At 64.3% G+C, this 14362-nt stretch carries 16 protein-coding genes; 5 read left to right on the top strand and 11 right to left on the bottom strand.

What is annotated here, in order from left to right:
* Window positions 1-208: 208 nt before the first annotated feature.
* Window positions 209-640: an FKBP-type peptidyl-prolyl cis-trans isomerase gene (locus AC56LR_RS21145; protein WP_497133385.1), complete on the bottom strand. Its 432-nt coding sequence runs from the start codon at window positions 638-640 to the stop codon at window positions 209-211.
* A 115-nt stretch (window positions 641-755) separates the two neighbouring features.
* Window positions 756-2633, bottom strand: coding sequence for a potassium transporter Kup (locus AC56LR_RS21140; RefSeq protein ID WP_497133383.1), 1878 nt, complete (start codon window positions 2631-2633; stop codon window positions 756-758).
* Between the two features lie 166 nt (window positions 2634-2799).
* On the opposite strand from AC56LR_RS21140, the gene rarD reads away from it, so the two are divergent.
* The 3 genes from rarD to AC56LR_RS21125 all read left to right on the top strand — a co-directional run bounded on the left by rarD (window position 2800) and on the right by AC56LR_RS21125 (window position 6151).
* Complete coding sequence (rarD, locus tag AC56LR_RS21135) at window positions 2800-3678, top strand: EamA family transporter RarD (protein WP_497133381.1); 879 nt, start codon at window positions 2800-2802, stop codon at window positions 3676-3678.
* A gap of 88 nt (window positions 3679-3766) precedes the next feature.
* Window positions 3767-5434, top strand: coding sequence for an energy-dependent translational throttle protein EttA (ettA, locus tag AC56LR_RS21130; RefSeq protein WP_497133379.1), 1668 nt, complete (start codon window positions 3767-3769; stop codon window positions 5432-5434).
* Window positions 5435-5617: 183 nt separating this feature from the next.
* A complete protein-coding gene (locus AC56LR_RS21125) occupies window positions 5618-6151 on the top strand; it encodes an REP-associated tyrosine transposase (protein WP_497133377.1) in 534 nt (177 codons plus the stop codon).
* Between the two features lie 70 nt (window positions 6152-6221).
* Here the strand turns inward: AC56LR_RS21125 and AC56LR_RS21120 are convergent, their stop codons facing one another.
* From AC56LR_RS21120 to AC56LR_RS21080, 9 genes are all read right to left on the bottom strand, one after another.
* On the bottom strand, window positions 6222-6794 hold the full coding sequence (locus AC56LR_RS21120; RefSeq protein WP_497133375.1) for a porin family protein: 573 nt from the start codon (window positions 6792-6794) through the stop codon (window positions 6222-6224).
* Window positions 6795-6967: 173 nt separating this feature from the next.
* Window positions 6968-7564, bottom strand: a complete 597-nt coding sequence (locus tag AC56LR_RS21115; RefSeq protein ID WP_497133373.1) for an alpha-ketoglutarate-dependent dioxygenase AlkB family protein — start codon at window positions 7562-7564, stop codon at window positions 6968-6970.
* Between the two features lie 64 nt (window positions 7565-7628).
* Window positions 7629-7991: a hypothetical protein gene (locus AC56LR_RS21110; RefSeq protein WP_489874694.1), complete on the bottom strand. Its 363-nt coding sequence runs from the start codon at window positions 7989-7991 to the stop codon at window positions 7629-7631.
* A 138-nt stretch (window positions 7992-8129) separates the two neighbouring features.
* Complete coding sequence (locus tag AC56LR_RS21105) at window positions 8130-8507, bottom strand: MAPEG family protein (RefSeq protein ID WP_497133371.1); 378 nt, start codon at window positions 8505-8507, stop codon at window positions 8130-8132.
* Window positions 8508-8621: 114 nt separating this feature from the next.
* On the bottom strand, window positions 8622-9449 hold the full coding sequence (locus AC56LR_RS21100; protein ID WP_497133369.1) for a Rossmann-like and DUF2520 domain-containing protein: 828 nt from the start codon (window positions 9447-9449) through the stop codon (window positions 8622-8624).
* 1 nt (window position 9450) lies between these two features.
* Window positions 9451-10029 (bottom strand): DUF924 family protein, encoded by a 579-nt coding sequence (locus AC56LR_RS21095; protein ID WP_497133367.1) that lies wholly within the window; start codon window positions 10027-10029, stop codon window positions 9451-9453.
* Between the two features lie 38 nt (window positions 10030-10067).
* Complete coding sequence (locus AC56LR_RS21090) at window positions 10068-10814, bottom strand: MgtC/SapB family protein (protein WP_497133365.1); 747 nt, start codon at window positions 10812-10814, stop codon at window positions 10068-10070.
* A gap of 15 nt (window positions 10815-10829) precedes the next feature.
* Complete coding sequence (locus tag AC56LR_RS21085) at window positions 10830-11099, bottom strand: hypothetical protein (protein WP_497133364.1); 270 nt, start codon at window positions 11097-11099, stop codon at window positions 10830-10832.
* Window positions 11099-12916, bottom strand: a complete 1818-nt coding sequence (locus AC56LR_RS21080; protein WP_497133362.1) for an aminopeptidase P family protein — start codon at window positions 12914-12916, stop codon at window positions 11099-11101. The genes AC56LR_RS21085 and AC56LR_RS21080 overlap by 1 nt, the downstream gene beginning before the upstream one ends.
* Before the next feature lie 167 nt (window positions 12917-13083).
* Between AC56LR_RS21080 and AC56LR_RS21075 the strand changes: the two genes are divergently transcribed.
* Complete coding sequence (locus AC56LR_RS21075; protein WP_497133360.1) at window positions 13084-13434, top strand: MmcQ/YjbR family DNA-binding protein; 351 nt, start codon at window positions 13084-13086, stop codon at window positions 13432-13434.
* Between the two features lie 90 nt (window positions 13435-13524).
* Window positions 13525-14148 (top strand): hypoxanthine-guanine phosphoribosyltransferase, encoded by a 624-nt coding sequence (locus AC56LR_RS21070; RefSeq protein WP_497133358.1) that lies wholly within the window; start codon window positions 13525-13527, stop codon window positions 14146-14148.
* The last annotated feature ends 214 nt before the right edge of the window (window positions 14149-14362 follow it).

Below are 14362 nucleotides of genomic sequence, written 5' to 3'. Positions count from 1 at the left end.
TGATGGAGAGTACGCGACTTCGATTACCTCCACACGCGTTCGAGACCGCCCTTATTGAACTGATTACCTTGGTGCAGGAGGTGAGAATTTGAGGGGAAGGGTCAGGACCTGACCCCGAAGTTGCGAAGTTGCGAAGTTGGGGTGCATGCAGCTTTGGGTATGCAGCCTGCGCGCCAAAAAAAACCGGGGCAGCGCCCCGGTCTCGTGTTTAGTTCACGCTCTTCAATACGAGCTCGAACACCAGGCCGGAATTCGGCGGGACGCGGCCGCTGCCGGTGGCGCCATAGCCCAGGCTGGCCGGGACCAGGATGGTGCGCTTGCCGCCGACCTTCATGCCGAGCACGCCCTGCTGGAAGCCCTGGATGGTGTTGGTCGAGCCGATCGTGAAGGTGTACGGGCCCGATTCGAGCTGCGTGCCCTTGAAGTCCGCGGCCGAGGCCTTGTACAGCCACAGGGTGTAATCCACCGTGACGCTCTTGCCGGTGACGGCTTCGGCGCCGGTGCCGACGGTATTGTCGGTCTTGGTCAGCGTGGCCGGGCTGCTGACGGCGACGCTGTCGGAAGAATCGCTGCCGCCACCGCAGGCGGTCAGGCTCAGCATGGCAACGAAGGCGGCGATCAGGGGGAACTTCAGCTTCATGGGACAGTCCTTGCGAGTGAGTGCGAAAAGTTTATAGAACGAAACACCGCACCTTACCTCAGCCATGTGAAAGCGTCTATCCCGGCACTGTCCGGCTTTTGTATTTTTTTGTAAATCAGATCTCGACCTGGGTGCCGAGCTCGATCACGCGGTTGGGCGGGATCTGGTAGTAGTCGGCCGCCGCACGGGCATTACGCGACATCATCACGTACAGGTGCTCGCGCCACGGCGCCATGCCGCCGCCCGGGGCCGAGATCACCGTCTGGCGCGCGATGAAGAACGAGGTTTCCATCATCTCGAACACCAGGCCCAGGCCACCGCAGCGGCGCAGGACGTAGGGAATGTCCGGCTCGTCCTTGAAGCCGTAGCGCACGTTCAGCTGGAAGCAGTTGTGGCCGAGCTCGATGATGTCGACCTGCTCGTCCACCGGCACCCACGGTTCCTCGATGATATGAACCGTCAGGAACACGACGCGCTCGTGCAGCACCTTGTTGTGCGACAGGTTGTGCAGCAGCGCGTGCGGCACGCCATCGCTTTCGCCGCGCAGGAACAGGGCCGTGCCCGGCACGCGGGCCGGCGGCGCCACGAACAGCGATTCCATGAAGGCTTCCAGCGGGATCGCATGCTTTTCCAGGTTCTCGAACACCAGCTCGCGGCCGCGCTTCCAGGTCAGCATCAGGGTCAGCAGCACGGTGCCCAGCAGCAGCGGGAACCAGCCGCCGTGCAGCAGCTTGAGCGCGGTCGAGGAGAACAGCAGGATGTCGATCACCAGGAAGAAGCCGGTTGCACCGAAGCAGACGACCAGCGGCAGTTTCCAGCGGTAGCGCGTGACGAAGAAAGTCAGGATGGTGGTCGCCATCATGGTCGCAGTGACCGCGATGCCATAGGCGCCGGCCAGCTCGTCCGAGGAACCAAAACCGATCACGGCCATCAGCACGATTGCCAGCTGTACCCAGTTCACGGCCGGGATATAGATCTGGCCGATCTCGCTTTCCGAAGTGTGCTGGATGCGCATGCGCGGCAGGAGGCCCAGCGCGATGGCCTGCTTGGTCATCGAATAGGTGCCCGAAATCGTCGCCTGCGAGGCAATCACCGCCGCCATGGTCGACAGGATCACCAGCGGAATCACGCTCCAGGTGCCGAGCTGGTGGTAGAACGGGTTCTCGACGGCCTCCGGCTGCATGATCAGCAAGCCGCCTTGTCCCAGGTAGTTGAGCGCCAGCGCCGGGAAGGCAATGGTGAACCAGGCCAGCCGGATCGGCTTGCGCCCGAAGTGCCCCATGTCGGCATACAGGGCCTCGGCGCCGGTAATGGCCAGCACCACAGCGCCCAGGGCGACGAAGGCGAGGAAGCGGTTTTCCAGCATGAAGCGCAGCGCGTGCCAGGGATTGAGCGCCTGCAGGATCACCGGCGCTTCGATGATGTTGATGATGCCCATCACGGCCAGCGCCAGGAACCAGACCACCATGATCGGCCCGAAGAAGCGGCCGATGCCGGCGGTGCCGTGGCGCTGCACGCTGTACAGGGCGACCAGCACCACCACCGCCAGCGGCACCACGTAATGCGTCATGCCGGGCGCCGCCACTTCCAGGCCCTCGATCGCGCCCAGCACCGAAATGGCCGGGGTGATCACGCTGTCGCCATAGAACATGGTGGCGCCGAGCACGCCGATCACCATCAATGGGAAATACCAGCGCGACGCCTTGGTGACCGAATTGATGGCCAGCGCCATCAGCGCCATGATGCCGCCCTCGCCGCGGTTGTCGGCGCGCAGCACCAGCGTGACATACTTGAGCGAGACGACGATCGTCAGGCTCCAGAAAATCAGGGAAATGATACCGAGGATATTCGGCGTGGTGAGCGGCAGGCCGTGCTCTTCATCGAAAATCGCCCGCAGCGTATAGAGGGGACTGGTGCCGATATCGCCGTAGACGATCCCGACGGCAGCCAGCGTCAGCGCCGCGACGCTGCTTTTCTTGTTATCAGACCTCAAGATTGCACCATAGGTGAGTGTTGGTGCAGCGCACCATAAAATAACGACAAGATAATTGCAAGAAGATTTCGTATTGCATCATACACTTCTGCAAAATAGGCCCGCGCCAGCAGGGATGGTGCGTTAGGGGGATAATGCCGGCTCTGCAATAGCCCTCTCCTTCCTCATGCGTTCCGGTATCCTGTCCGCCGCCCTGGCCTTCCTGTGCTGGGGCCTGTTCCCTATTTATTTCCACGCCATCGGCGAGGTGCCGCCGATGCAGATCCTGGCGCACCGCGTGCTGTGGTCACTGGCTTTCCTCCTGATCGTGCTGGCGCTGCGCCGGCAGTGGAAGTGGCTGGCCATCGTGCGCCAGCCGCGCGTGTTCTGGAGTTTCGCCGCCTCGGCATTCCTGCTGTCGGCCAATTGGCTGGTGTACATCTGGGCCGTCAAGAACGGGCACGTCATCGAAGCCAGCCTCGGCTATTTCATCAATCCGCTGGTGAACATCATGTTCGGCTTCTTGCTGCTGAAAGAGCGCATGCGCCCGGCGCAGTGGGCCGCGATCGCTCTGGCGGCGGTTGGCGTGTGCTGGCTGACCTGGCAATCGGGCACGGTGCCCTGGATCGCCCTGTTCCTGGCGGCCTCGTTCGGCGGCTACGGCCTGCTGCGCAAGACCGCGGCGCTGGGCGCGCTCGAAGGCCTGTCGTTCGAGACCATGGTGCTGTTCCCGTTCGCGGCCGGCTACGTCGTCTGGCTGACCGTGAACGGCGCCAATGCCTTCGTGAATGCCCCGTTTGATTCCACCCGATGGCTGCTGGTCGCGGCCGGCCCGATCACGGCGATCCCGCTGCTGCTGTTCGCCAGCGGCGCGCGCCAGATCCCGCTGTCGATCCTGGGCCTGCTGCAATACCTGTCGCCGACCATCCAGTTCGTCCTCGGCGTGTGGCTGTTCCACGAAGCCTTCACCAGCGACCGGCTGGTGGGCTTCGTGATGATCTGGGCCGCGCTGGCCCTGTATGCCGGCGAAGGCCTGCTGCGCAGCCGCACTGCCCCGAAAACCTGATTCGGCGCCGCGTCCGGGCACAAGAAATCCTGTGTCCGGCGCGGGTTCTGTCGTATCCTGTGCACCTTAAACAACACCAGAGTAGAGCATGGCCAATTACGTCTATACCATGAACCGCGTGGGCAAAATCGTCCCGCCAAAACGTCAAATCCTGAAAGACATTTCGCTGTCCTTCTTCCCGGGCGCCAAGATCGGCGTGCTGGGCCTGAACGGCTCGGGCAAGTCGACCCTGCTGAAGATCATGGCCGGCCTCGACACGGACATCCAGGGCGAAGCGCGCCCGATGCCGGGCCTGAACATCGGCTACCTGCCGCAGGAACCGCAGCTCGATCCGGAAAAGACCGTGCGCCAGGAAGTGGAAAGCGGCCTGGGCGAAGCTTTTGAAGCGCAAGCCAAGCTGGAAGCCGTGTACGCCGCCTATGCCGAGGAAGACGCCGATTTCGACGCCCTCGCCAAGGAACAGGAACGCCTGGAAGCGATCATCTCGTCTTCCGACGGCGGCAATTTGAATTTGCAGCTGGAAATGGCCGCCGACGCATTGCGCCTGCCGCCTTGGGAAGCAAAGATCGGCGTGCTGTCCGGCGGCGAGAAGCGCCGCGTCGCGCTGTGCAAGCTGCTGCTGAGTAAGCCCGACATGCTGCTGCTGGACGAGCCGACCAACCACCTGGACGCCGAATCGGTCGAGTGGCTGGAGCAATTCCTGCTGCGCTTCCCAGGCACCGTGGTCGCCATCACCCACGATCGCTACTTCCTGGACAACGCCGCCGAATGGATCCTGGAACTGGACCGCGGTTCGGGCATTCCATGGAAGGGCAACTACTCGTCCTGGCTGGACCAGAAGCAGGCACGCCTGAAGCAGGAGGAGTCGACCGAATCGGCACGCCAGAAGGCGCTGAAGACCGAACTGGAATGGTCGCGCCAGAACCCGAAGGCGCGCCAGGCCAAGTCGAAGGCGCGCCTGGCCCGCTTTAACGAGCTGAGCGAATACGAATACCAGAAGCGCAACGAGACCCAGGAGATCTTCATCCCCGTGGCCGAGCGCCTGGGCAATGACGTCATCGAGTTCAAGAATGTCTCGAAGGGCTTCGGCGACCGCCTGCTGCTCGACAATGTCTCCTTCACCGTGCCGCCAGGCGCGATCGTCGGCATCATCGGTCCGAACGGCGCCGGTAAGTCGACCCTGTTCAAGATGATCACCGACAAGGAACAGCCGGACAGCGGCGAAGTCGCGATCGGCAAGACCGCACGCATTTCGCTGGTCGACCAGCACCGCGACGAACTGGCCAACAACAAGACCGTGTTCGACGACGTCACCGGCGGCGCCGACATGCTCAGCGTCGGCCGCTTCGAAATGCCGTCGCGCGCCTACCTGGGCCGCTTCAACTTCAAGGGTTCGGACCAGACCAAGGTCGTCGGCAACCTGTCAGGTGGCGAACGCGGCCGCCTGCACCTGGCCAAGACGCTGCTGCAAGGCGGCAACGTCCTGCTGCTCGATGAACCGTCGAACGACCTGGACGTGGAAACCCTGCGCGCGCTGGAAGACGCCCTGCTCGAGTTCGCCGGCAGCGTGATGGTGATCTCCCACGATCGCTGGTTCCTGGACCGTATCGCGACCCACATCCTGGCCTTCGAAGGCAATTCGCAAGTCACCTTCTTCGACGGTAACTACCAGGAATACGAAGCGGACAAGAAGAAGCGCCTGGGTGAAGAAGGCGCCAAGCCGAAGCGTATCCGCTACAAGCCACTGACGACCTAAGTTGTTGTTCTATAAATAAAAAGCCCGGTTTGTGGGGCTGAACAACGCCCGGCACCGCCGGGCGTTTGCTTTCCGGAATCGGAACGCGGTCTGCGCAAAGTCGTGTGTAATATCTTCGTTGTTGAGGCCATGTAGCGGCCTCGGATGCTGGTGGCTGCCGAGCAGCGCCGGTTGACGGAGCTCATGACTGATTACCGCAACAACCGCGTCCCGGGCGGGACCTTTTTCTTCACAGTGCGCCTGCTACAACACGGCAGCACACTGCTGACAGACCATATATCCGCCTTCGGCGAAGCCATGCGCCTGGCGCGCGTGCGCAAGCCTTTCCACGTCGATGCCTGGGTAGTCTTGCCCGACCACGCACATGCGATCTGGACCTTGCCGCCGGGCGACCACGACTGCTCGAGCCGCTGGCGCGCCGTCAAGATCGCGTTCTCCAAAGCCCTGCGCAAATCGAAGGTAGCAGGCGACGACGACGGCGCCATCTGGGAACGCCATTACCAGCACTACCGGGTCGGCGACGACGACGAATACGCGGCCCTGGTCGACCTGACCCATACCGATCCCGTCAAGCACGGCCATTGCAGCCATCCCGCCGACTGGCCATGGTCCTCGCTGCACCGTTTCGTTTCTGCCGGCTATGCGATGCCGGCGCCGTACCTGGTGGTTCCGCCCTGGGTGCACCGGCCCCAACCGCAGGGCTTCGCGCGGCTGTGAACGGCCTACAACACCCTGTCCCAAAACAAAAAGGACCCCGCAGGGTCCTTTTTGCCATTACGAAACCAGCTTAGAAGCTGTACTTCGCACCGACGGTGAAGACGTCTGCCTTGGCGCCGAAGTCCTTGGACTTGCCGTAGCGTTCATATTCGGCCACCAGTGCCACGTTCTGGTTCAGGTTGTACTGCGCGCCGAGGGCACCGTAGGCTTCAGTCTTGCGGTGTTCACGGTTCTGCGAGGAGTTGATCATGACCAGCTCGCTCTTGTTACGTGCCGCACCCAGCTTGCCGTACACCGAGAATTGTTCGTTGACGGGCATGGTCGCCTTGGCGGCCAGGTAAATCGATTCGCCCTTGGTTTCACCGCGCTGGTTCACGCCATTGGCGGTGTAGCTGACGCCCGACTTGCGGAAGTCGGTGTAACCGGCTTCGACGCCCCAGGTCTGGTTGAACTCGTAGCCGCCAAACAGTTTGCCCGAAGCTTTATAGCCGTCGGTATTGACGTTCGAGGCGCCGGAGATGCGGTAGTCATGGTCGGCGCTGGCGACGCCGGCGCCGACATAGCCGCGTGGCGTGGTCTGCTGGGCTTGGGCAGCCGACATGGTGGCAACGGTGGCGATCAATGCAACGATAAGCTTTTTCATGCGCAATCCTTTTCTCGACTGGTGCGCGATTCCGAATGAATCGCGATGTGGTCAAGATAGCACCGGCAACTCTTTTTTAAAGCCCCAAAACCCGTAAGAACTGTAAGAAAATGTAAGTTAATGACTCAAGAGTTATATATTTTTCCAGAAAGATACTGAAAATAGCCTGCGCTTTAGTCGATCTTACGAAACGTTAGGTTAATTCGCGCACCGACCGGCTTGGCGGTCTTGTTGATCCCATGCATCCAGTTGGCTTGCATGGCGCCTGCCATGAACAGCAGGCTGCCGTCCGTCAGCGCCAGCTTCAGGGTCTCTTTGGTGGCCTTGTGGCGCAGGATAAATGTCCGCGTCGCACCGAAACTGACCGAGGCAATCGCCGGCGCCCGGCCCAGCTCGGGCTCGTCGTCGCTATGCATGCCCATGCTGTCCCGGCCATCGCGGTAATAGTTCAGCAGCACGCTGTTGTACTCCCGGCCGGTGGCTTCCTCTGCGGCAAGGCGGATGGTCTCAAGCAAGGGTGTAAACGGCAGCGGCGCCAGGCTCAGGCCGGAATACCGGTAGGCCTTGTCGCCATGCCAGGCGCTCAGGCGCGGTTGCAGGTGGCGCTTGCCGTAGACGACCACGGTTTCTTCGCGCCAGCCCGTCTCCAGAATCAGGCGTGCCAGCACTTCCTCGTTCGGCCAGGGCAAAGACAATTGCGCGAGAAACCCCAGTTCGCCGTCGCGGAGCGGGATCGGTGTCAGGACCGGGGCTGAGGTAAATAGGTCCATTGTGCAAGTCTGACAGCCGATCGCGGGCGATGTGCCACAAACGATCAGGCGGACAGGGAGGAATTCAAGCGTAGGCTTCGGCCAGGCTCATCACGCGCGGGGTGACGCTGACGCCGACATTGCCGAACAACGCTTCGATGGCAGCCAGGTTGGCCGCGCATTCGTCGGCTTTCCAGCCGTTGAACAAATCGGTGCCGTCCTTCTGGAAGTGCAGGTCCAGCACTTTGCCCTTGTCCTTGTGAACATAGCTCTGCTGGTGGGTATTCTTGAAACCCAGTTCAGCCAGGCCAGTCAGCACGGTCTGCGGCGGGTTGGCCGGATCGGTCGCCAGGAAGACGCCAAAGGTTTTGCCTGGCGGTTTCGCGGCCACGTCGACGTCATAGATGCCCGGTGCCTTGGTGACGCTGGTGCTCTTCAGGAACAGCATGTTTTCTCCTTCTTGCCCGCGCGCGGCGCCGCGCGAGGGTGTGCGCGTGGATGGCGGGCGGATCGGTTGTGTGTGTACAACGTCCTAGCTTATTGCCACCCGGGAACTTTGTCGATCATTGTCTGTACTTTTTTCGCTTTAGCGCAGCAAGAGCCCCCAAACAGTGCCGCCAATTAACAACGCACAGGCCAGCATGCCGGTAATGAAGCCCAATTCGCGCTTCGCCGGATCGCGGTAATAGCCAAGCGCGTACGCAATCCGCCCGAGGCACCAGAGCAGGCCGCCCGCCGCCGCCCACAGGTCGCCCAGGAAGAAGGCGCACATCCACAGCGGCACCAGCAGCAGCGGCAATTGCTCGAGCGTGTTGGCCTGCACCCGCTGGCAGCGCTGGAATTCCAGCGGACCTTCCATCGACGGCGCCGGGATGTCGTGGCGGATGCGGGCACGGCCGGCGTTGACGCCGGTCCAGAAATAGACGCCGAGTGCGGCCAAGGTGGCCCAGGCTGTGAAGAACATCGAAACTCCTGTGGAAAATCTGTGGAAAAGGCTTGTACAAGCCGTGTAAAAGCCCGGGTAAAACCTGTGCAGGAGCGGTGGAAAAGGCGCGGGAAAAGCTGTGGAAAAGGCCGCTCACCCGCCGCGCTTGCGCCGCGCCAGGTCGGCCGTCGGCGCCACCAGCGCCTCGTACAGCCGGCCGGTGGCGGCGTCCCAGCGGCTTACCGCGTCCTGCTGGCGGGCCACGGTGGCCAGGTCGCCGCGCGCGACCGGGCCGCTGAGCGCCGCTTCCGGGCCGATCCGAAACACATTGGCCACGGTTTCCAGCGCCAGCGGCCGCGCCAGCTCCCTGGCCACGCTTTCCGGCACCCCGGCGGCCTGGTAGGCGCGCAGGGCCGCGTCGAGCACCGTCACCAGGTAATTCGACGCGAAGACGGCGGCCGCGTGATACACGGTTTTCGCGGCCGGGTCGATGCGCACCAGGCGCGCACCAAGCGACGCGAACGCCGGTTCGAGCAGCGCCAGTGCGGCGGCATCGCCTTCGATGCCGCAGAAGGTGCCGGCAAACTCCGCCGCCACGGCTTGCGGATCGGCGAAGCTGCGCACCGGATGCACGCTGGCGGCGAGCGCGCCCGCCTCCCTTGCGGCCTGGAGTTCGGTGGAGGCTTTCGCCCCGCTGCAGTGGAACACGACGGCGCCCGCCAGCGGCTGGGCTGCGGCCAGCGCCGCACAGCTCGGGGCGATCATGTCGTCGCCTACGGCCAGCAGCCACACCCGGGCCGGGCGCATGGCGTGCAGGTCGCTGCAGGCCTGGCCGGCGCCGATGAAAGCCACCGCCTCCTGCGCGCTGGCGGCGGAGCGGGTCAGCACGTCCTGCACGGTAAAGGCGCCGCTGGCGGCGAACAGCCGTCCCAGCACGCGGCCGACGTGGCCGGCGCCGACCAGGTTCAGCGTCGGCGCCACGTCAGAAGCTGGAGCCGGGCAGCTGGAGGAAGCTGAGCTCTTCCGGGCTGGAAGCGCGGCCCAGGATGGCGTTACGGTGCGGGAAGCGGCCGAAGCGGGCGATCACGCCGCGGTGGCGCAGCGCGTAGTCGAGCACTTCGACGAAGCCTTCGTTCTGCCGCGACAGTTCGGTGAACAGGCTCACCGACTGCTCCTGCATGCGCGCGTCCTCGGCATGCTCGAAAGGCAGGTAGGCGAACATGCGCTCGACGGGCGACAGGGCCTGGTCGGCGCCGGAATCGACCAGCTGGCGGGCAGCCAGCAGGGCCAGCAGGTCGCCGCTGAAGGATTCCGGCTTGCCCCGGTAGGCGTTGCGGGTGAACTGGTCGAGCACGAGGATGCGCGCGAGCGTGCCGCGCGGCCCCAATTCGTCCCATTCGCGCAGGCCGCCGGCCACCGCCTGGGCGATCAGGGCGCCGAAGCGCGCGCGCAGCGCCGCGTCGAAGGCCTCGTCCTTGCGGAACCATTCGGCCCGCTGCTTGCCATGACCTTCGCTGCCTTCGGGCAGGAACCAGAAATCGAGAACGTCTTGTGCTTGCATGTGAAATCCCGTGTGCCGGAGTGGTTGTTTTGGTTTTTTTAATTACGCGCGTGGGACAGCTGGAAGGCTTCCAGGCCCTCGAACGCGGCCAGCTGGTCGGCCAGTTCGGACAGCGGCGCCCCGCTCTTGCGCGACAGCGCCAGCGCCACGAAGCGCCATTCCTGGCGTCCCTCCTCGCTGCTGATGGTCAGCGAGCTGCCGGCGATCTCGTAGCCGCGGTCCAGCGCGGCCTTGCGCATCACGTCTTCGCGCGGCATGACGTGCGGCTTGAAGCGCATGCGCACCGCGACCGCGTGGCGCGCCGGCAGCAGGGTCTCCAGGCGGTTCAGGTAGATCATGATCATGGCCGAGAAGAAGGCCAGGCCCATCGCGGCCAGGTAGAAGCCGACGCCCACCAGGATGCCGATCGCCGACGAGGCCCAGATCGACGCGGCCGTGGTCAGGCCGCTGATGTTGAAGCCCTCGCGCATGATCACGCCGGCGCCGAGGAAGCCGATGCCGGTCACGATGCCCTGGATGATGCGGGTCGGATCGACCGGCGCCAGCAGGCCGGCATGGCCGCCGCCGTACCAGAAGTCCGGGTAGCCGGCCAGGATGGTCAGCGCCGCCGAAGCCATGCAGACCAGGCCATAGGTGCGCATGCCGGCCGCGCGGCCATGGTAGGCGCGCTCATAGCCGACCATCAGGCCCAGCGCCAGCGCGCCGGCCAGGTGCAGCAGGATCAGCCCATTGGTATAGATCTCGGGCGCAGACCAATAGGTGTCCAGCAGGTCAGGACGTTGCATGCGGGTTGATCGCTTTCAGGGAGAGTCGGGCTTCTTGCGCACCAGCTGCTTTTCGAATTTCTCGTCGTTCTTGCTGATGCGCCGGACTTCCTGCGGACCGAGGCCGTTCACGAAGGCGACGAAGTCGTCCAGTTCGAGCGGTGCATTCAGGGCCGGCGCGCCGGGCGCTTCGGACAGGAAGAACAGGCCGTCGCCGGTGCGCGCCATCGAATAGGCGGTATTGCCGGTGCGGCGCTTGAGGCGGTCGACGGCGGCGCTGGCGCGGGTGGAGCGGGCGCCGGCCACTAGAATGCCTCCGTGCGCAGCAGCAGCCAGTCGCGCGCGGCGCCGCTCACATGCCGCTCGAGGCGTGCACGCACGGTGGCGTGGTAGGCGTTGAGCCAGGCGATTTCGTCTTCGCGCAGCAGCGCGCGCTCGATCGGGCGGGTATCGATCGGGCACAGGGTCAGGGTCTCGAAGGCCAGGAACTCGCCGAACTCGGTGGTTTCGGCCAGGGTGTTGAGCACCAGGTTCTCGATCCGGATGCCCCAGCGCCCGGGACGGTAGATGCCCGGTTCGATCGAGGTGATCATGCCCGGCTCCATCGCCGTATGCGGGTCCGGCGCCACGCTCGGCGAAATCGACTGTGGGCCTTCGTGCACGTTCAGGAAGTAGCCGACGCCGTGGCCGGTGCCGTGGCCGTAGTCGATGCCGGCGGCCCAGATCGGCGCGCGTGCGATCGCATCGAGCAGCGGCGCGCGGGTGCCGCGCGGGAAGCGCGTGGCGGACAGATTGATCACGCCCTTGAGCACCAGCGTGTAGTCGCGCTTTTGCGCATCGCTTGGTGCGCCCACCGGGATCACGCGCGTGATGTCGGTGGTGCCGCCCAGGTACTGGCCGCCGGAGTCGACCAGCAGCAGGCCGTCGCCTTCGATGACGGCGCAGGTGTCCTGCGCTGCGCGGTAGTGCATGATCGCGCCATTGGCATTGAAGCCGGCGATGGTCGAGAAGCTCGGGCTCACAAAATGAGGGCGGCGCGCGCGCGCGGCCGTGATCCGGGTGTCGATCGCCACTTCGTCGATCGGGGCTCTAGCGGCGTCCAGCAGTTGCGCTTCGAGCGACGAGAAGAATTCGCACAGCGCCGCGCCATCCTGCTCCATCGCGGCGCGCACGTTGGCGGCCTCAAGCTCGAGCTTGCGCGACTTGGCGAAGGTGGTCGGATTGATCGTCTCGAGCACGTTCACACCCTGCGCGACGGCGGCGCGCATGCCGGCGGTGACGCGGCGCGGATCGAGCAGCAAGGTCGCGCCGTCCGGCAACGCCGACAAGGCGGTGGCGGCATTCGCATACGGCGCCAGGTGCACGCCGTCGGCTTCGAGGCGCGCGCGCACGTCGTGCGGCACCTTGTTCTCGCCGACGAAAAGGGTCGCGTCGGCGCGGCCGATCAGGGCATGGGCCAGGAACACCGGGTTGTAGCTGACGTCGGCGCCGCGCAGGTTGAACAGATACGCGATGTCGTCGAGCGTGGAGATGAAGTGGAAACCGGCGCCCAGATGCTCCATCGCGGCGCGGGTGGCGGCCAGCTTGTCGGCGCGGGTCGTGGCCGCGTACGGCGGCAGGTGCTCGTACACCGCATCGGCCGGCAGCGCCGGGCGGTCTTGCCAGACTTCGTCCAGCAAATCGACGTCAGTTCGCAAGTTGATGCCGCGCGCCTTCAAGGCGTCGGCCAGCAACCTGGCGCCGGCCAGTCCCAGCACGCGCGCATCGACGGCCACCGTCTGGCCGGGGTTCAGGTTGGCCGCCAGCCAGTCCACGTGCAGCTGGCTGGCCGCGCCCGGGATCTTCATGAGGGCGATCTCGCTGCCGGCCAGTTCGGTCTCGGCCTGGGTCCAGTAGCGGCCATCGGTCCAGACGCCGGCAAACCCGGCGGTGGCGATGAAGGTGCCGACCGAGCCGGTGAAGCCGGAGAGCCATTCGCGCCCTTTCCAGTGCCCGGGCAGGTATTCCGACAGGTGCGGGTCGCTCGAGGGCAGGACATAGGCGTCGATGCCGGCGCGCGCCATGGCGCTGCGCAGCTGGAGCAGGCGGCTGCTGCGGTCACGTTCGAATTCAGGGGTCGACATAGCTGGGAGAATCGTTGTTTTCCAAGGTAGTTATGATACGCCGCAATGCCGCCATGTGGCGCATCGAATCATTGCGCTATGGCATCAATCAAGCCGCTGCGCTATACAATGGGGGCAAGGACAACCCGATATTCCGACGCCATGCACGCCGGGCACAGGAGAGAGACATGGATTTCGAATCCGCCAAGGCCTTGTGCCGCAGCTTCCCCGGCTGCACGGAAGACACCAAATGGGACCACGACACGGTCTTTTCGGTCGGCGCCAGGATGTTCGCCGTCACCAACAAGGACGGGCCCTCGACGGGCTTCAGCCTGAAGGCCGACGACGAGCGCTTCCTGGAATTGACCGACCGCCCCGGCATCATTCCAGCCCCCTATCTGGCGCGCGCCAAATGGGTATTCGTCACGCCCGAGGCCCAGCTCGACGATGCCGAGTTCGCCGCCCTGCTGCGCCGTTCCCACGAACTGGTGTTCGCCAAGCTCACCCGCAAGCTGCAGCGCGAGATTGCCGGCGAGTGAAGCTGACGGCTGATTCCAACAGGAACGCGGCCACGCCCCCGGATAGCGCATAATTGCCCTGACCCTTTAGACATGAACAATCGAATAACCATGCAAGATTTCCATCATGACCGCGCCCGTGCGCTGCTCGCCAACGCCAAAGAGATCGTCACGCCCGCCGAAGTGCAGGCCGCGGTGGCACGCGTCGCCGACGCGCTGAACGCACGCTTCGGCAATCCCGACGACAAGTCCTTCCCGCTGGTGCTCGGCGTGATGGGCGGCGCCGTCGTCTTCACCGGCAACCTGCTGCCCCAACTCGACTTCCCGCTCGAATTCGACTACATCCACGTCAGCCGCTATGGCGACGACGACCGCGGCGGCGAGGTGGTCTGGAAAGTCATCCCGCGCCAGGACGTGACCGGGCGCATCATCGTCGTGCTCGACGACATCCTCGACGAAGGCGAGACCCTCGCCCACGTCAAGCAGCGCCTGCTCGACATGGGCGCGGCCGAAGTGGTCATCGTGGTGTTCGCGGACAAGGACCTCAAGCGCACCAAGCCGATCAAGGCCGACCTGATCGGCTTGACGATCCCGAACGAATTCGTGGTCGGCTTCGGGATGGACGTCTACAACTACTGGCGCAACCTGCCGGGGCTGTGGTCGATCAACCAGGACGACCTGAGCGCGGCCGAACCGGTGCCGCCTTTCCCGACGCCTGACGCGAAGCGCCTGTAATTCGTAGGGTGGGCGGCTTCGCCGCCCGCGCGTTCAAAGTACGGTACTGCAGCCCGTGCGGCTGTTCAGACCAAAACTATCACCGCGCGGGCGGGATACCCGCCCACCCTTCTATGATGACTGTCAAGTGAGATTCGTAGTTTTCGTCTCTCCTGTACTTTGGTGCATTGAAGCGCTTGGTCATCTGTTCGTGAGACGCTGGCGTCTCACCACC

This window comes from Telluria sp. ZT3P39 (assembly GCF_059685935.1).
This window is presented reverse-complemented; position numbering and strand designations above follow the sequence as displayed.